Origin of the sequence: Crystallibacter permensis (assembly GCF_025960875.1) — a bacterium.
In the GTDB taxonomy this organism is placed as follows: domain Bacteria; phylum Actinomycetota; class Actinomycetes; order Actinomycetales; family Micrococcaceae; genus Crystallibacter; species Crystallibacter permensis.
Window position 1 is genome coordinate 23,130 of sequence record NZ_JAODLR010000016.1, and the last position, 18,210, is coordinate 41,339.

The 18,210-nt window shown below is 62.9% G+C and carries 13 protein-coding genes; 6 read left to right on the forward strand and 7 right to left on the reverse strand.

What is annotated here, in order from left to right; translation table 11 throughout:
• Positions 1 to 19 precede the first annotated feature (19 nt).
• Entirely contained in the window at positions 20 to 2,797 is a 2,778-nt protein-coding gene (locus B0G38_RS16545) for a heavy metal translocating P-type ATPase (protein ID WP_264670427.1), read from the reverse strand.
• 236 nt (positions 2,798 to 3,033) lie between these two features.
• Here B0G38_RS16545 and lgt point away from each other — a divergent pair, with 236 nt between their 5' ends.
• From lgt to B0G38_RS16565, 4 genes are all read left to right on the forward strand, one after another.
• On the forward strand, positions 3,034 to 4,026 hold the full coding sequence (lgt, locus tag B0G38_RS16550; RefSeq protein WP_264670428.1) for a prolipoprotein diacylglyceryl transferase: 993 nt from the start codon (positions 3,034 to 3,036) through the stop codon (positions 4,024 to 4,026).
• The gene (locus B0G38_RS16555; protein WP_264670429.1) at positions 4,023 to 4,265 is read left to right on the forward strand and encodes an SHOCT domain-containing protein; all 243 of its coding nucleotides are present in this window, start codon (positions 4,023 to 4,025) and stop codon (positions 4,263 to 4,265) included. The genes lgt and B0G38_RS16555 overlap by 4 nt, the downstream gene beginning before the upstream one ends.
• A 584-nt stretch (positions 4,266 to 4,849) precedes the next feature.
• Positions 4,850 to 6,433, forward strand: coding sequence for a cupredoxin domain-containing protein (locus B0G38_RS16560; RefSeq protein ID WP_264670430.1), 1,584 nt, complete (start codon positions 4,850 to 4,852; stop codon positions 6,431 to 6,433).
• Positions 6,434 to 6,903: 470 nt separating this feature from the next.
• The gene (locus B0G38_RS16565; RefSeq protein WP_264670431.1) at positions 6,904 to 7,989 is read left to right on the forward strand and encodes a matrixin family metalloprotease; all 1,086 of its coding nucleotides are present in this window, start codon (positions 6,904 to 6,906) and stop codon (positions 7,987 to 7,989) included.
• 188 nt (positions 7,990 to 8,177) lie between these two features.
• Here B0G38_RS16565 and B0G38_RS16570 read toward each other — a convergent pair whose 3' ends face one another.
• A complete protein-coding gene (locus tag B0G38_RS16570; protein ID WP_264670432.1) occupies positions 8,178 to 9,410 on the reverse strand; it encodes a heparan-alpha-glucosaminide N-acetyltransferase domain-containing protein in 1,233 nt (410 codons plus the stop codon).
• Between the two features lie 565 nt (positions 9,411 to 9,975).
• Here B0G38_RS16570 and B0G38_RS16575 point away from each other — a divergent pair.
• Positions 9,976 to 10,698: a response regulator transcription factor gene (locus B0G38_RS16575; RefSeq protein WP_264670433.1), complete on the forward strand. Its 723-nt coding sequence runs from the start codon at positions 9,976 to 9,978 to the stop codon at positions 10,696 to 10,698.
• Positions 10,695 to 11,831 (forward strand): sensor histidine kinase, encoded by a 1,137-nt coding sequence (locus B0G38_RS16580; protein ID WP_264670434.1) that lies wholly within the window; start codon positions 10,695 to 10,697, stop codon positions 11,829 to 11,831. The genes B0G38_RS16575 and B0G38_RS16580 overlap by 4 nt, the downstream gene beginning before the upstream one ends.
• A gap of 175 nt (positions 11,832 to 12,006) precedes the next feature.
• Here the strand turns inward: B0G38_RS16580 and B0G38_RS16585 are convergent, their stop codons facing one another.
• From B0G38_RS16585 to B0G38_RS16605, 5 genes are all read right to left on the reverse strand, one after another.
• Positions 12,007 to 12,351, reverse strand: coding sequence for a hypothetical protein (locus tag B0G38_RS16585; protein WP_264670435.1), 345 nt, complete (start codon positions 12,349 to 12,351; stop codon positions 12,007 to 12,009).
• A gap of 677 nt (positions 12,352 to 13,028) precedes the next feature.
• Positions 13,029 to 13,157 carry a hypothetical protein gene (locus B0G38_RS16590; RefSeq protein ID WP_264670436.1) on the reverse strand — a complete coding sequence of 43 codons (129 nt, stop codon included), beginning with the start codon at positions 13,155 to 13,157 and terminating at the stop codon, positions 13,029 to 13,031.
• Between the two features lie 50 nt (positions 13,158 to 13,207).
• Positions 13,208 to 13,402, reverse strand: coding sequence for a hypothetical protein (locus B0G38_RS16595; protein WP_264670437.1), 195 nt, complete (start codon positions 13,400 to 13,402; stop codon positions 13,208 to 13,210).
• The gene (locus B0G38_RS16600; protein WP_264670438.1) at positions 13,399 to 13,536 is read right to left on the reverse strand and encodes a hypothetical protein; all 138 of its coding nucleotides are present in this window, start codon (positions 13,534 to 13,536) and stop codon (positions 13,399 to 13,401) included. The genes B0G38_RS16595 and B0G38_RS16600 overlap by 4 nt, the downstream gene beginning before the upstream one ends.
• A gap of 348 nt (positions 13,537 to 13,884) precedes the next feature.
• Complete coding sequence (locus B0G38_RS16605; protein WP_264670439.1) at positions 13,885 to 18,087, reverse strand: Pls/PosA family non-ribosomal peptide synthetase; 4,203 nt, start codon at positions 18,085 to 18,087, stop codon at positions 13,885 to 13,887.
• Positions 18,088 to 18,210 lie beyond the last annotated feature (123 nt).

Genomic DNA, 18,210 nt, shown 5'->3' on the forward strand with positions numbered 1-18,210 from the left:
AGCCGCGCCCCGGGGAAGGTCAGCGGCCGGCTCCGGAAGCCTTCACCTGGGCCGGCACCGGTACCGTTCCGGCGTCGCCGGGTTCTTCGGCCGGTTCCGGGGCGAAGCGGTGCAGCCGGCTGGCGTTGACAACAACGCTGATGCTTGAAACGGCCATGGCGGCGGCAGCGATCATGGGCGAGAGCAGGGCTCCGGTGGCCGGGTAGAGCAGTCCCGCGGCGATCGGGATGGCGGCGGTGTTGTAGCCGAAGGCGAGGAAGAGGTTCTGCCGGATGTTGCGCATGGTGGCCTTGGACAGGGCGACCGCCGTGACCAAGGCCTGCAGGTCCCCCGACATCAGGGTGATGTCTGCGGCTTCGATGGCAACGTCGGTGCCGGTGCCGATGGCGATGCCGACGTCGGCCTGGGCCAGTGCGGGTGCATCGTTGATGCCGTCGCCGACCATGGCCACCAGTTTGCCCTGGTCCTGCAGGGTGCGGATTTCCGCTGCCTTGTGTTCGGGCAGGACGTCTGCCAGGACCCGGTCAATGCCTACCTGGCCGGCGACGGCACGGGCGGTGGCGGCGTTGTCCCCGGTGATCATGACGACCTCGACGCCGAGCCGCTGGAGGGCGGCCACCGCGGCGCGGGAGCTGGGTTTGAGCGTATCGGCGACCGCCACCAGGCCGGCCGCCTGCCCGTCCACGGCAACATACATGGGGGTTTTGCCCTCCTCCGAGAGCCGGGCGGCCTGCTCGCCGAACTGCCCGGTTTCGATGGCCGCGTCGGAGAGCAGGCGGATGTTGCCGATCAGCACCTCCCGGCCGTCGACGCTGGCCCTCACTCCCTTGCCGGTGACGGAGTCGAAGGCGCTCACGGGTGAGAGCCGCAGCCCTTTTTCCTGCGCGTTCCGGACGATGGCCGCGGCCAGCGGGTGTTCGCTGTCGGCTTCTGCCGAAGCGACGAGACGCAGCAGTTCGTCCGGGTCCTGGCCCGCAGCCGGAACCAGATCGGTCAGGGACGGCTCGCCCCTGGTGATCGTGCCCGTCTTATCCAGCACCACGGTGTCGGCTTTGTGAGCGGATTCAAGCGCTTCGGCGCTCTTGACCAGCACGCCCATGGAGGCCCCCTTACCGGTGGCAACCATGATCGACAGAGGCGTGGCCAGGCCCAGCGCACACGGGCAGGCGATGATCAGGACGCTCACCGCCGCGACCACGGCCAGGGTCAGGGCCGGGCCGACGACAAACCAGACGACGAAGGCGATGACGGCTATGAAGACGACCGCGGGCACAAAGTACCCGGCAACGGTATCGACGAGGCGCTGGATGGGTGCCTTCGAACTCTGGGCTTCCTGGACGAGCTTGATGATCTGCGCCAGGGCGGTCTCGGCACCGACACGGGTAGCGCGCATGGTGAATGCCCCGGTCGTGTTCACTGTGGCCCCGGTGACCGGGTCGCCGGCGCCTTTGCTGACCGGGACGCTTTCGCCGGTGATCATTGATTCATCTATGGTTGACCGTCCCTCGATGATTTCCCCGTCGACGGGAATCTTCTCCCCCGGGCGTACACGGATTTTGTCGCCGGCCTGCACTTCGTTGGCGTCGACTTCGACTTCCTGGCCGTCCCTGAGCACCCTGGCGGTGGCCGGGGTCAGGGCCAGGAGCGCGCGGATGGCCTCGCCCGTGCCGGAACGTGCGCGGGCTTCAACCAGGCGGCCCAGCAGGATGACCGTCACGATGAAACTGACGACCTCGTAGTAGACCTCACGGACCTCTTCGGGAAACACCCCGGGGAAGAAGGTCACTGCCAGGCTGTATCCGAAAGCGGCCGCGGTCCCCAGGGCGATAAGACTGTTCATTTCCGCCGAGCGGTTGGCCAGGGCGCGCCAGCCGATGCGGTGGATCGGCCAGCCGACGATGAACATCACCGGCAGGGTCAGCACCAGCTGCGTGTACGGGTTTTCCAGGAAATCCGGGACATACCGGCTTCCGATGAAGTGTGAAACCATGGCCGCGTAGAGCACCGGAACCGTCAACACGGTTCCGAGCGCCACGCGCCATTTAAGGTCCCGCACCTCCTGGTGCTGGGCCTCCGCTTCGGCTTCCTCGGTCGGTTCGCTCCCCGGGTCCGGGCGCAGGCGGGCGGGGAAGCCGGTAACGTCGGCGACGGCTTTTTCGAGCTCGCCGGTACCCGCGCGCTCCGGGTCGTACACCAGCACGGCACGTTCGGCGCCGAAATTGATCTCCGCTGATTCGACCCCGTCGATACGCTGCAGCCGGGATTCGGCTTTCACGGTGTCGATCAGCATGCTACGCAGCGCGCCGGGGAGCATGAACTCGGCGCGTTCACGGGGCCGGTTCGCCTCCAGCCGGGGTCCGACGCCGACGGCGCGGGCGGTTTCGGCTTCTTCCTCCCGACCGGTATCGGCCGGTGTGCTTCCGGCAGGTTCGGCGACCAGGCGGCCGTGCAGCATGTTCATCCCGCACGCCCAGGGATACTCTCCGGGCTCGTCAATGACCAGGTCAACCGTCGTGGTGCCGAACGCCGCCAGCGATGCGCTTTTGCGCAGATCGGGAAAAACGACCCGGCTGGTGCAGTCACTGTTGTCCTGCCGGTTGAACCGCAGCCTGACCGGGGTACCTGCCGTAACATGCACCAGATCCGGTGTATATCCGCCGCGCACCGCAATGTCGACCGTCTGGACGCCGCCGGAAACCTCGGCGCGCGTCGCTTTCCGGGGCCGGAAAAAGTACCAGGCGAGGAAACCTATCAAAGCGATACCGGCGGCAATGACGGCTAAATCGAGCGTATCCATTTCTGCTTCTCCATCCGCAGTGCGCCCGCCCTGTTCGGCCTGCCGCTGCTGCTGTTGTCCGCGAAACACCTTTAACTAGCTACTATGTAGATTAGTACATGTGGCCGGGCGTTTTGCCTTCGGCTAAGGAAATCACTGCTTCCACAGTCCCGGGGCCGGGGAACAGGCAGGCAAGGACAGAACGAACGCCAACAGGCAAGGCTGCGAGAAATGCATCTACCAGAGGAAGCTAGACTATGAAACCAGCCATTGGCCCTGCCTTACCCGCGGGCATCCCGAGTCCTGACTGGACCGGCTTCACCATCGGCCCCTTGACCATACATGCCTACGCACTGTGCATCCTGACCGGAATTGCCGCCGGCCTGTGGCTGACCTCCGCCCGCTGGAAACAACGCGGAGGACCGCAAGACGCCGTATGGGACATCGCCGTGTGGGCCATCCCTTTCGGCATCATCGGTGGCCGCCTCTACCATGTCGTTTCGTCACCGGACGCCTATCTCGGCCCCAACGGCGACCTGTCCCTGATCCCCCAGATCTGGCGCGGCGGCCTGGGGATCTGGGGCGCCGTCGCCCTGGGACTGCTCGGGGCATGGATCGGCTGCCGCCGCTCCGGAGTGCGGCTCACCGCCTTCATGGACGCGGCCGCACCCGGGCTCCTGCTCGCCCAGGCCATCGGCCGCTGGGGAAACTGGTTCAACCAGGAGCTGTACGGAGGCCCGACCACACTGCCCTGGGGACTTCAAATCGACCCCGGCAACCCGGATTATCCTGCCGGCCTGCCGGCAGGTACCCTCTTTCACCCCACGTTCCTTTATGAGTCCTTGTGGAACCTGCTCGGGGTCGGCGTTCTCCTGTTGCTGGACCGGCGTTTCGGATTCCGCGGCGGCCGTCTTTTCTGGCTTTACGCCGCCTACTACACGCTCGGACGCGCCTGGATAGAGGCGATGCGGATCGACGAGGCCGAACTCGTGCTGGGCCTCCGGCTCAACATATGGACCAGCATCCTGGTCTTCATCTTCTCCATCGCTGTCTTTATCGCCCTCGGGCGGGAGCAGCGGAAAGCAGGGCCGCCACAGAACGTATATCTTCCCGGCCATGAGCCCGCCGAAGACGGGAACACGATGGAACCCGAGGAAAGCCGGAGAAACAAAAACAGTACGGACAACGCTGCCGGCCGCCACAAGACGGATCCGGCCCAAAACAACCCTGAAAGAAGAGACCCGCAATGATGGACTTTATGGGATTCGGTATGGCGTGGATGTGGATCTTGGGCCTTCTGTTGCTCGCGGGCCTGGTCCTGCTCATCGTTTTCCTAGTACGTGCCCTGTCCGCCGGCCCCAACCGAGGCAGCCGCAGGAGCGGAGAAGCTACACGTGCCCGGGGCATTCTGGAGGAGCGGTATGCGCGGGGGGAACTAAGTACCGAGGAATACCAGGAGCGCCTGCACATCCTCAATGAGAATTCGTAGCCGGCCGTACGAAGCATTGCTGGACAAAGTTTCGTGCCCTTGCAATGAGCCCTGCCGTTACAGCCAGCCGTAGAGCCTCACCCCACCTTGACCAGCTGATCCGCGTGACGGGAAACCAAGAGAACACGGACCACGGGGAGTCCATGTTGCTCGGCTAGCCGCCCCAGTCAGGGCAGTCCTGGTCATTGTCAGGCCGACCTGCACACTCTGCTCACGGCCTCCGGCAGGAACACCGACGGAGATACTCTCCTGCCCTATTCGGTTGGCACAGTATCCCTCTGAGACGGCGCGATGATAATGCTCTGAAGGAGCAACGGCCTCAAGCAACAATGGCCCGAAAGCAGGTTCATTTTTGCTCCGCTTCCAAACTTTTCTACAAGGTCGCCGCTGCAAGCTGTCACAATCACCATCCATACGTAATTGGGGTACGGAAATGATGACAGTAGTTGGGGAACGCACTGTCGGGTCTGAAACCGAAGGAACCGGGGTTCCAAACGGCCTGACGCGCACGATATTTGGAGGACCAGTAAGGGCCTGCCTAGCACCCGTAACGCTATGCGAGCCCGGTTGGTTGGAGCACGGCCATGAATGAGTTCGAAAACAACGTTCAGCATAACGACGACGGCGGGGCCCTCCTGGGCGAGGACGCGCCGGTGAGCCGCTGGAGCTTTGTGAAATACGGGGCTGCCGCGGGGCTTGGCGCGCTGGCACTGGCCGGCGCGCAGCCGGCCCATGCGCGGACCGCGACGCCGACCGAAGAGGCTGAGGCGCCCGAGCCCACCGATCTAGCGACGGGTGTTGCGACCGGCGTGGCGACCGAAGAGGCTGAGGGCCTGGAGCCGACCGACAAGGCGACCGATGAGGCTGAGGACCTGGAGCCCACTGACGAGGCGACTGATGAAGCGGCAGCTGCTGACGCAAAGCTGCTGGAATCGGACCGGGAAGTGCTGGATGTCTACATCAACGAGGGCTACCTCAAGATGGTGGATGACTCGCTGGTCTACTTCCGCGGGTTCGGCGACCGCCCCACGGAGAAGAACGACGCGAATCCCAGCCTTACCATCAAGCCCAAGGTCTTCCTGAAGGACGATACCTGGGTGGACAGCCGGATCTACCCGGTAGGGGCGCCGGAACCTCCCCGTGGGACGCCGACGCCGCTGCAGCCGGATCCCGATAATCCCGGCCAGTACTTCGTCCGCAGGGCCTACTGGGGCAGCTTCCTGCCGGAGCGGGTGATCGTGGCCGAAACAGGCAGCAAGATCAAGCTGCGCGTGCACAACCGGCTGGCCAAGGATCACGAGCTGGCCATCCACAAGGCCGGCGACGACGGCGAAGACGTCAGCACGGGCAAAATCGCACCAGGCGCGGTAGGAACGCTGGAACTGAAAGCGCCGGAACCCGGGGTCTACATTTACAGCGATCCGGGCAACCAGCCGGTGGAACGGACCTTGGGCCTATACGGCGCGCTGGTTGTCATGGACCCGTCGGACGCCTGGTGCATCTCGCCGGACGGCGCCGAGTTCGAACGCCAGTGGGTCTGGCTCTGCCACGCCGTCGATCCTGTGTGGGCCAATATCGAGGCCAAGGGCGGCACCGTGGACCCGGCCCGGCAAAAGGCCGTACCGCGCTACTTCACGCTCAACGGCCGCAGCGGCTACGAGTCCATGGGCATGACCCGGGATACGGCGTTGAACCTGGCCTCCGATGAGGAGACCACCATCTCGGGGTACCCGCGGCAGTTCGACGCCCGGGAGTTCGCCGAGGGCTCGGCCATCGGCTCACTGCGCGGCGGGCAGCTGGTACGCATCGTCAACTGCGGGATTGTCTACCACCAGATGCACTTCCACGGCAACCATCTGTGGACCGTGCGCTGCAATAACGAGGACTGGGGCCGCACCGAGGGCTACGTGGATGAGAACGGCTACGTCTGCATCCAGCAGTGGGAGGACGTCATCAAGGTCAGGGGGATGGAGATCAAAGAGGCCATCATCCCAATCAAGCGGCCGCCGGACGCGGTCGACGAGGTTTGGGACAACAGGAAAACCGACTGGGCGTACCCCATGCACTGCCACTCCGAATCCTCCCAAACCGCTGCCGGTGGCATGTACCCGGGTGGCCTGACCTCTCACTGGATCCTTAAAGCGCCTACGGATGGAGCGTCATCATAATGGAGACATTGCTCCCGGGCCGAAGGCTGAGCTTCCAGGAGCCGAAGCGAGTCGCGTGCCACGGGGAAGTTTAGACCGACAGGTCCGCCTCCGATGCTGGGCGATCCCCGGCAGGATGAAGCCGGAAAGGAAAGGAACAGCTTGCGCCTTCGCGTTGTTCCCTTCTGCAAGATGACATTGCATCAGCACTGTGTGCGCTTCCGCGCAACGGCTCAATGGCTCAATGGCAATGGCAGCGCATGCTGTCTCCACTGGCCGCATAATTGTCCCCCCTTAGCTTAGTCCTGCACCGAAACAAGGCCGGTCGCGCGTAGGTCTTCGAGCCTCTGACGCGGGCAGATGCTTACAAGGCTGACGTCGGCCAGACCCTCACCTCGGAAGCGCCAGCCGCGTGAACGACACGCCTAGTTTCACCTCAGCGCTGTGACGGATAGAAAGCGCCAGGGGTGACGGGCGCATTCCAAGGATGAGTGAGTCTGAAGAGATTTCCCTTGGCCCTATTCTGGTGTCTAATCGGTGTAGGTGATGCTGAACAGCTGGTGGGGGAAATGTCTGGTATAAATTTCGGAAAGCGAGGCTGGCCCTCAGCCCGCATGGACGGAGCAGAGCAAGAAAAGTACGAGCGCATCCGTCAGTCTTCCAGCGGCAGTATCCAGCAGTGGGCAATCGAAGAATCAGCCGGGAAGAACAGTGGCCCTGTTACCGCTGAGGACAGGGCCACTACAAACCGTCGTACCACGGGAAAGAGCGGGTCCAAGTTTCGCCGCTATCTGCGGGGCGGTCTCAGGACTGGCTTAGGCATTGCTTTGGTCGTAGGCCTCTACTTCAGCCCTGCGTTGTTTGAGCGATGGGTGTTGCCGCCGGTCCTGCCTTATTTGCCCGGTTCCAATGTCCCGCCAAGAGGGTTTGAGGCTGCGGCTGCGCCGCTGGGCGTACCTCCTGCCGTATCGCCTTCGCTGGAGTACCGGTTGCAGCCTTCACCAGATTCGTTTCAGCCTTTCGTAGCCTACGACCCTTGCCGCCCGGTCCATTACGTGGTCCGGCCAGACAATATGCCCGCAGGCGCTGATCGGCTGGTTCAGGAAGCGGTAGCGGAAGTTTCTGCTGCAACCGGGCTGCAGTTTGTTTATGACGGAATAACGACGGAAGGTCCCAGTGAACAGCGCGAGAAGTATCAGCCCGACCTTTATGGCAAAAGGTGGGCGCCTGTGTTGATCGCCTGGTCGACTCCGGAGGAGAGTCCTGGTCTCGCCGGTAACATCGTCGGCTTGGGCGGCAGTGCCTATGCCCATGCCCCGGGTCATCCTTACATTTATGTTGCGGGACAGGTAAACCTAGATGCGCCGGCCCTAGCGCCCCTCATGGGGCAGTGGGAAGGACCGGATCATGTAAAAGCAACTATCATGCACGAACTCGGGCATGTCCTCGGCCTGGACCATACTGATGATCCGGGCCAGCTAATGTATGGAGAAGGAAACGGAGTTACAGAGCTCGCTGACGGCGACCGTGCGGGACTGGCTCTCCTAGGGACCGGGGAGTGCGTACCGCAACTGTAAGAAGATTCTTCACTTCCTATCGACGACCCTATGTCTGGCCGGAGATGCCTACATTCCTAAAATGGGCATGAAACGAAAAACCGATCCAGGTTCATAATTCCCTGCCGCCCGCTGTTGGATCCGTCCGGTCTTTCGCGGCCGCCCCCCAAGAGCGGATCGGCCTTGGGGGCATCCGGAAGTCCAATGGCTCATGCACCGGGTGGGGTGTCGATGGTCTGGTCCTTCACGGTTTGCCGGACATTCCGGGCGGCCGCCGCGACCATTCTCTCCAACGGCCCTTGACCGAACTTCCGGTGCCAGACCCAGGCGAACACGGCGGCTGGGATCAGCTGGAGGACGAACCACAGGGCGGGTTCATCGTAGTGGAGCTCCGGGGCCAGTGCGATCAGGTGGGCAGAGTAGAGAGTGAGGGTCATGACACCCATGACGGCCAGGGGCTTCAGCCACAGCTCGGCCTTGCTTGCTACGAGCAGGAAGACCCCGGTCACCAGCAGCCCCATGCCCAGGCTGGCGGCGATAGCCAAGGGGGTATTGGTGTGCGGGGTAGCGATGGCCAGCCACCAGGCAGACGTATCAGAGTGTCCTTCCGGACCGAATGTGAGGGCCCGCTCAAGATCGCTGCGGGTCATGCCCGTGGTGGCCAATAGCGCCTCGTACCCGCCGGCGAACTTTAGCAGCAGGGATGACGCCAGGTTGGCCAGGACAGCCAGGACCGCACCGGCCCCAGCGACGAGTCCCTGGACCCGGATACTGCGCAAGTTCAGCCGGCCCAGGCCCAGCCCGACCAGGAGATAGGTCATATAGGCCAGGGCCGGATAGGAGCCGGTGAGCAGCAGTTCCGAGGCCGTGCCGAGCGGCTCGGTGACCAGGTTCACCACGGTGTGGTTCCAGGCCGAGGACTCCGGCAACACAGGACCCAGCAGTTGGCGCAGGATCGGGGCGATGATGCTGAAGGCCCCTGCACTGAGGAAGAGCATCAGAGGGCGCAACTGCAGGAACGGAATGGCCATCAGGAAGAACACCGCGTAGTACACCAGGATGCCGTAGGCCGGGGGGTCCGCGGGCATGATCGCCGAGATCACCAGCCCTATGGACCCGATCACCACGGCCCGCGCCGCCAGGCCGATCCTGTCCGCAGTCATCCGCTTGCCCCGGTGCGGGGCGGACCCGCCGGAGGACAGGGCCAGCCCCACCCCGGCCAGCAGCGCGAACAGCGCAGCCGAGTCTCCAGAGAACAGGTTCCACGCCAGGGTCGGCTCGTGCGTTAACTCGTCCTCGGATGGAAAAAGGTGGATGGCCATCAGCCCGATCAGCGCCAGGCCGCGGGCCGCGTCGATGCCGATCAGCCGCTTACCGGCCCGGGCCGATGGCGTCGCGGGCGGATCCACGGTGGACTTCTGCGAGACCTCATCTGCACTCATCGCGGATCCTTATCCTCGTTCGTCATGGGACGTTCCTCGGGTCTGGCTTGTCGTGTGGCTTGTCGTGTGGCTTGTTCGTTTACGAGCTCAGTACCGCCGGCTAAGTCCTACTTTCATCGCTGCCAGCCCGAGGACAATCCCGACTGGCGGCAGCGTGCCGCCGCCAGTGACATGTGCTGCCGCTGAGAGCGATAAGATGCCGACTGAGACTATAGCCGCGCGGTGCAGACGTACATGCTGATCCTGCATGGCCGGCCCCCTTTTTCTATAGACTGTAGGACCACCCTCCTCTTCTAGTCTGGCTGTCATTTCCTTGGCCGACCTCATTTTGGAGGATACACCTTGGCAAAATCTTGCTCCTTTGTGTCCGCGTCCTTCTGCAGCTGGCCCGTCTCGTTCCTAGGGTGTTCATTGAGTCTCCATGGAGTATCGGCAGAACGTTAAGGTCCGGAACGAGGTAGAGACCGAGCGTGCCATCCAGCAGAATGGTTGTCTACGCGGAGTGGCAACGATGCGGTTCTCTCGTCTGAGGCAGCTACGGGGCCTCCTGCAGTAAAGGAGTTTTATGTCTGTAGTTCGAGCAGGCCGTGTGCTAGTGGTCGAAGATGAGGTTACTTTGGCCCGCGTGGTGGAAAAGTACCTGCGCAAGTTCGGGCTGGAGGTGTCGGTGTGCCACGACGGGGCGGACGCGGTGGAGGCGGTGAGGGCTTTCACACCGGATGTGCTGGTACTGGACTTGGGTCTGCCGGGGCTGGACGGTATCGAGGTCTGTCGGCGGGTGCGTACGTTCTCGGACTGCCACGTATTGATGCTCACGGCCCGTGACGATGAGGTGGATAAGGTCGTGGGACTGTCGGTGGGGGCCGATGACTATATGACAAAACCGTTTAGCCAACGTGAACTGCTGGCGCGGGTGCAAGCCAGGTTGCGCCGGATCCACCAACTCGACTCGGCACCCAGAGCTGAGCCGACGTCGAGCGATCGGACCGTGACGATCGGGGATCTTGTGGTGGACCGTGCCGCACGCCAGGTCCACGTGGACGGAGAACCGGTGCCGTTCACTCGGATCGAGTTCGACCTGCTAACCGCCCTGGCGGAGCATCCCCTGCAGGTGCTCAGCCGTCGGCAGCTGGTAGACATGATCTGGAACGCCCAGTGGAACGGGGACGAGCACCTCGTGGACGTCCACATCGGGCGGATCCGCAAGAAGCTCAACGATCCCGCCGCCGCCCCCCGGTTCATTCATACAGCCCGCGGGGTCGGATACCGGATCGGAGATGGACGATGACGAGCACCTCCACGCCTTCTGTGACGCACTGGCAACCGCTGACGCTAAGGTTGATGTTGGCGCAGGCCTTGGTGCTGCTAGTGGGGTTGGTCCTCATGCTCGTGACGGTGTTGTGGTTCGGCCCGTCGATGTTCTTCCACGAGCTGGCGGTGTCCGGCCATGCCGAGGAGGCGGCGCATGTGGGTGAGGAAATCCTGCAGGGCGCCTTCCGCACGGTCAGCTTCAGTGCCGTGATTGTCGGGGGGCTGCCTGCCCTTGTTATCGCTGTATTGCTCAGCTTCTACCTGTACCGGACCATAGGCCGATCACTCACGGCGTTCAGCTCCGCTGCCGAGCAGGTGGCCTCGGGCGACTATCAAGTCCAGCTCACATCGCCGGGGTTGGGTCCGGAGTTCGATACCTTGGCGTCCTCGTTCAGCGACATGGCCGCCCGGCTTTCCGCGGTAGACACCACGCGGCGCCAGATGCTGGCCGATCTGGCTCATGAGATGCGCACCCCGCTGGCCAGCATCAATGCACATGTGGAGGCGATCGAAGACGGAGTGCTGGAGATGGATGAGGAGACTACCCGCATCCTGTACTCCCAAACTGGCCGGCTCGAACGATTGGCCGGGGACATCCGGCTGCTGGCCCAGGCCGAAGAAGGTCTCGTCCATCTCCAATTGGCTGCGCAGTATCCGGCGGAGGTGGTTGCCGAGGCGGTAGCCTCGGTGCAGCAGGAAGCCGCGGCCAAGGACATCACGCTCGCCACCACCATGTCCGGACTGGACGCGGGGCCAGTGCTTATGGATCGGGAGCGGATCGGCCAGGTACTGGGCAACCTGCTGGTCAATGCACTGCGCCATACCCCTGCCACAGGGAGGATCACGGTGCACACCGACCACGCCGTGGACGCGGTGACGATCGCCGTGACCGACACCGGGGACGGGATCCCAGCGGAGCACCTGCCCCATATCTTCGACCGGTTCTACCGTGCCCGTGCCGGGAGGGAAGCCGGTCCCGGATCGGGTCTGGGATTGTCGATCAGCAGGGCACTGGTCGAGGCCCATGGTGGGAGACTCCAGGCCAGCAGCGCGGGGGTTGACCGTGGAGCGAGCTTCGAGCTGCTCTTGCCCCGCTCCGTGTCTTCCTGAGCTCGCGCGAGCTCAACAACAACGAAGACTTGCCCATCCGGCGATCAAGCCGATCTGTTGGCCGCTGCCCAAACCTGTGAAGGTGTCCACGGCCCGCATACCGGCGCCCATGATCGGCCCGTCCCGTCGATCAGATGACCGAGGACGTGGACCACGCGGCCAATCAACCCGTCTCCTACAGTTCCAGTCCACCGTGGCGCGAGAGCACCACTCGGGTCCCGATCAATGGGGTCCAGCCCCCGACCAGCGGTACGACGGTGGCCTCGGCGCCGTTCACCGCCACCACCTGCGCCTCGACTCCCGCTTCATAGCAGCCAGGCTGTCGGGGGCCCTTGATGGCCTCCCAGCCGGAAATAGCCACCACGTCCCCGACGACGACGTCGAGCCCACCGATGGTGGCTTGCAGCCCCTGGGAGGAGACGACGGTGCCGTAGGCGAACGCGCCGGCCGGATCGGCGGCGGCGTGATCCTTCTGGGTGCGCCGCCACCGCAGCAGGGAGGCGATACTGAACCTGGCCATCAGGAGGCCCTCCCGTCACGATGGGCGGCGTCCGGGGTCGCAGATAGGGCGGTGAAGCCGTCCATGTCGCGACGCAGTAATCCCCCGATCGACGTGTTGCGGAGCTGGACGAGCGCCCCAGGCTGGGATTTCCCATTCACCTTGATCACGTTCACACATCCTCCTTGTGGGCGCGACCGCCACCTGTCCGTTAGAGGAGGCCGGCAGGTCCTGAACAGGGCCCGCATCATCAGAATGGCAAAGCGCCTATGCGCTGGCGTTGCGTGATTCTCACAATTCTCTCAAGGAAGACCGGGATCTAAGCGGCCATGAAAAACTGCCCGTAGGTGGCCACGGAATTTTGTGGCAACGTCGACGCGGGTTTGCTAACTAAAGTGAGCAGGACAACCACAAGGTGCCTCACTTTAGTAAGAAATTCCGTAGGAACGGCACCTTGGTGAATTTTTTAGTAACATCCCCGACAACTCGACACTGAACATCGACGCCGCTACGAAAACCTTGAACCATACTGCCGGGCCGTGATAGACGGGGATCATTCGAATGCCTCGGGCTTCAACTGGTACCGAAACGTCAGCGCAGGTGCGAGCGGGTCGGCGCCAGCGGGGTCGACTCACCACCCATCACCGCTGCCACATCCGCAGCCTTCTGCGACTCGGGCCCCAACTCGGCCATCGTCCTTATGTAGCAATCTGAAGCTGCGTCGCCCGGTTCAAACGGACCCGGAAGAACGATTCGTCCAGCTTCGCTTCGTACGCGTCCGTGGCATCCTCGACATCGCCGAGCGTGACCACCTCATCGTTGGCCACCATCCAGACCTGGTAACCCAGCTCCTGGATGAAGTAGAGATAACCTTCGGTCAGCTTGAAAGCCCGTTCGAGTGCATCCTGCTCGAACCGAGCCCCTCAGCTAGTGCGGCCTCGGCCAGCGCTCTTGGCGCGTCTTCCTCATCGAGGGAACCGATGCGCGGTAACTTGAAGAGCCTTTCGGGATAGAATTTGGCGTCGCCGGTGAGTTTGGCGATCTGCGGCAGTCCGGCACAGACGAACGTCACGGAAGTTTCCGCTGTACGGTCTTGTGGATCGCCTGGATGATGGCTTCCAGCTGGAATCGGCTCAGGAACTGGACCTCGTCGACGAGCAGCGCCAGACCCGTGCCGTGGTCCGCCGCCTCGCCGATAGCGACCAAGACGTCCGTGAGGGTCCAGTGTCAGTTCGGAGTGATTGAGCACCTAGGCAATGAAAGCCAGTTTCCTCACTTTAGGCAACTTCATCTGATCCTAATAAACTTAGCTAAATCCCTAAAGTCACTCTTGTCGCTCCACGCCGCTGCAGCAGTGCTGGTGCGTTGAAGCAGCCTCGCCTGTCGAGCTTCAGGAGCCTCAGGAGGACGGTCCGAAGGACATGATCATTGTGAAGCACTGTTATCCTGCGTGTGACGCAAACGCCGATAACAGCAAATAGGGGTCTTGCACTTCCGGGAGTACCTGGCATCCTACTGTGGCGTGCGGCTGGGCTTCTGGAGTCTCCTGCACGATTAGGCGGGAATGCCCACATGCTTGCCCGGGTTTGTTCTGTGGTCTCGCGTCGGCCTCATCTGCCCGATCCAGCGCTTGGTACGGTGACGGGGAATGCGCGGAAGCGTGACCTGGGGCGGCACATACACGTTGCGGTCCCTTATTTCGCGTGCCGGATTGCCGCCGTACAGAGTGTTTTCCGGGACTTCTTCGCCCTTCATCAGGAACGAGTCGGCCAGCAGCGTTGAGCCGTTGTGCATGGTGACTCCGTAGTTGACGAAGGACTCAACACCTAGTGAGCAGCGGTCACGGAGGGTGATGTAGTCGGATTTGAAGGTGCCGTCTTCCATTGAATGGCTCTGGATGGCGGTGCCTTCGTTGAGTGCGCAGTCGTCGCCGATGGAGACCAGAGTCTTTTCCGGTATGTCGCAGCCGGCATCGTAAAGCCGCTTCCCCACCCTCACGCCGAGCAGTCGCCAGATCATGGGTTTGAAGGGCGTGCCGCTGAAGGGTGCTACGGCCAGGAGCTTCCAGAGGCGTTCGTGGTGCCAGAAGTAGGGGTCGTAGATGGAACAGTATTGGGGCTTCAGTCGGCCGAAGCCCAGGACGGAGCGCTCGGCCACCACGCTGATCAGGATGCCGACGATCAGGAACGCGATGGTCGCGACTCCCACGGCCAGTACCCCGAAGTCGTCGTAGAAGGTCACGGCGATGGCCGCGAGCAGCGTCGCCTCGAAGAACAGGAACCACCGTAGGGTCAGGAACAGTCCGATGGTCACGATGTTGTGCTTGTTCTTGGCCTGAATGAGGGGCTTTCTGACTTCTTCGTTCTTGAGTTCATCGAATTCCTTGTCCCGATCAACGATTCTGGGGATTTCAAACGGTGGGGATCCGAGCAGGCCCACGCCTTCCCTGATGGGCCCGTCGATCGGGACCATGACCTTGGTCGCGAGCAGGCAGTTGTCTCCGGTGCGCGCAGCGAGTGGGAAGGTGATGTCGTTGCCAAGGAAGTTGCGTTCGCCGATGGTGACGCGTGAGACGCGGAAGGATGAGCTGGAAAAGTCGGCGTTCATGATGTTCAGGCCGTCCGAGACCATCGTGCCGGAACCGACGGAGCTGAGGTAGGGCGTTTCGTGTGCGACTTCGGGACCGAAATTCGACCCGGTTTGTTCGACTTTGCCCAGGTCGTATCCCAGGGCCTGCAGGAAATGCACAATGTATGAGCTGTCGCCGAAGATGTCTTTATACATTTTGGCGTTCGTCATGCGGGCGATCATCCGCTGAAGGGTGAAGTGCACGCCGTAGAGCGGGTAGACGGTGTCGGGTTTCAGCGCCCGGTTCAGGATCCTGGGGACGGTGAGCACGAAGACGAGGCCGGTGATCAGGCCGCTGATGAACAGCACCAGGGTGGTAGCCAGCACGTCGAGGTAGAAGCGCGGATTGTTCAGCTGCAGGTGTTCGGTCTCCAGGTAGTCCGGGAGCAGCATGGCCAGGCCGACGAGGCCGACGGGCAGGACCAGAACGAAGCGGTTGAAAAGCTGCAGCAGGCTGTAGATGACCCGTCGGCGGGTGGTGCAGTTCGCGGGTTCGGTTGTTCTGTAGTTCGCGTCTGTGGAGACAGCTGGGGAACCGTGCCAGGTCTGTCCGTCCGGCACTGATTGTGAACTCTGCAGTGAGGAGGCATGCCCGAGCTGGGCGTTGTCGCCCATCGAGGATCCGATGTCCAAGGTGGTTTTCTCGGAAATGAGGACGTTTCGTCCCAGCGTCACAGGACCGGTCTCTATGGTGCCTGGGCGGGCGCGGTAGCCGAGGAAGAACGAGTTCTTGTGGATGACGCTGTCTTCTCCGATGGTAATCAGATCGGTACACACCGGTACGGTGCGGGAGAAGATCACCACGTTCTTCCCGATCTTCGCCCCCAGGGCGCGTAGGTAGAGGATGTAGAGGGGCGAGCCGACGAACATCACGAGGGGGTTGGCCCGGGTCAGTGTTTTAACGGCCCAGAACCGAATGTAGGCCATGCTCCAGAGCGGGATCTCCGCTGGCTTCCAGCGGCCGATGAGTATCCATTTCATAATGATGGGAGCGATGGAGAGCGCCACGAACATGGCTGCCCCGAATCCGACGGACCGTACCCACATGTCGATCAGGCTGGTGCCTTCGGAAACCCAGTTGAATCCGAAGATCAGCAGGAACGCGGCGTACGTCGTGTAGCCAAGGAAAATCAGCAGCTGGATGGCGCCGCACAGAACGAAGCTGCCGGTGCCGGGTAACGGGCCGGCAGGCACCGCTTCAGGCAGTCTTGAGGGTTCCGGTTCAAGGACCGTTGCGGACTGTGCAGCGTCCAGGACCACGGCCAGCTGCCGGACCGTCGGGGACTGGTAGACGTCCTGCATGGCGATCGGCGGCAACCCGGTGTGCTTCCTGACCCTGGCGCTGAAATGCGCGAGCAGCAGCGAATTGGCCCCCAGATCCTCAAAGAAGTTCGCCTCGGCTGACACCCGCTCCAGGCCCAGGACTGCGCCGAGCTGCGTTGCCAGCGATTCTTCCGTTCCGGTCGCCGGGGCCGTGTAGCTGTCGGGACCCGTCAGGCTTCGCCTGTTCGTCGGGGCGGGCAGCTTCTTACGGTCCGCCTTGTCACTGGCCATCATGGGAATGGCATCGAGGCGTTCGAAATACGCCGGCACCATGTAGCCGGGCAGCAGCTTCCTCAGCATCTCGTGGATTTTCTGTTCATCGGCGTCCCTGTCGTGGCGGACGGTGTAGTACGCGACAAGCTCCACGAAACCCGGCGCCGGCTCATAGGTTCCCACGACCGCCTGGGCGACCCCGGGGGCCTTCAGCAGCACGGACTCAATCTCTGTCAGCTCGATCCGGTAACCGCGGATCTTGACCTGCGTATCGATACGGCCGAAGTACTCGATCTCTCCGTCTGTATTGATCCGGCCCAGGTCCCCGGTGCGGTAGATACGCGCCGACGGGTTGTTCCCGATCCCCAGGAAATCGGGGATGAACGCCTTTTCGGTCAAGTCATCGCGGTTCACATAGCCTCTTGCCAGCCCGATGCCGGCCAAACCGATTTCGCCTGTCTCGCCCGGACCAAGCGCCCGGCTTTCCTCAGGGTCAAGGATGACGGCGGAATAGGTCGGCAGCGGCACGCCCAGCGTGACCGGACGGTCCGGATCAACAACGTTCCACGTCGCGGTAACGGTCGCTTCGGTCGGACCGTAAACGTTGAGGAAGCGCAGACCGGGCCGGTGCCAGCGCACGATCAGGTCCCGGGGACAGGCCTCCCCGGAGACCAGCAGGAAGCGCAGATCCGGCAGCTCCTCCTCGATGGTTGCAAGCAGGGTCGGCACGCAGCACAGCGCGGTGATCTGCTTCTCCGTCAGGAACGCTGAAAGTTCGGTCCCGAGCAGGCTCGACCCGCCGGGTTTGGGAACCAAGGTTGCCCCGGCCAGCCAGGGAACCCAGATTTCCTCCACGGAGAAGTCGAAGGCCAGTGTCATGCCCTGATAGACACGGTCCGAGGACCGGTATCCGTAGACGTCCGAGGCCACACGGACAAAGTTGCAGATGCTCGCATGGTCAACGGCCACGCCCTTGGGCCGGCCGGTCGAGCCGGAGGTGTAAATGATGTACGCCAGATCGGTGGGTGTGCCCCAGTCCGACAAGTCGGTCAGGCGCGAGGATTCGCACCCGAATATGTGCAGATGCTCGTGGTCGAGGCACACCACGGGAGCCGCGACCTCAGGAAGCAGGTCCTTCAAATGGCTGAGCGAGAGCACCATCGCGGCATCCGCGTCCTCAACAATGTATTTCAACCGGTCGGAGGGAAACGCCGGATCCATCGGCACATACGCGGCACCGATCTTCAGCACCGCAAGCATGGCCACATAGGCACGCCACGGCTGGTCGAACAGCAGAGCGATGCGGTCACCGGGACGTGCCCCCAACACCAGCAAGTGGCGCGCGAGCTGGTTGGCACACCCGTCCAGATGCTTATATGTCAAAAGGACATCCCCGGCATCCACCGCCGGGTGGGCGCCCCGTCCCTCTGCCAGGAGCTGGTCGCAACGGTCTTCAAAAAGCCGCTCCAACCGTTCACCCGGGCGCCAGCGGATGGACTGGTCAGGGGAAGCTGACGTGAGAACGGCACCCTCCCCCACACCCGCCCTCGCGGAGATCCGACCCTGAAGCTCCACCGGGCGATTTGCGACCACGCCAGTTCTCGCCTTTTTTCCCATTCGCTTCTCCCCATCGCATGAGAACCCACAGATAGGGCCTAGTGGAGCGCACCGCCTGTTATCCGCTCGTCACGGCGCCGTTACTGGGAGACAAGACCG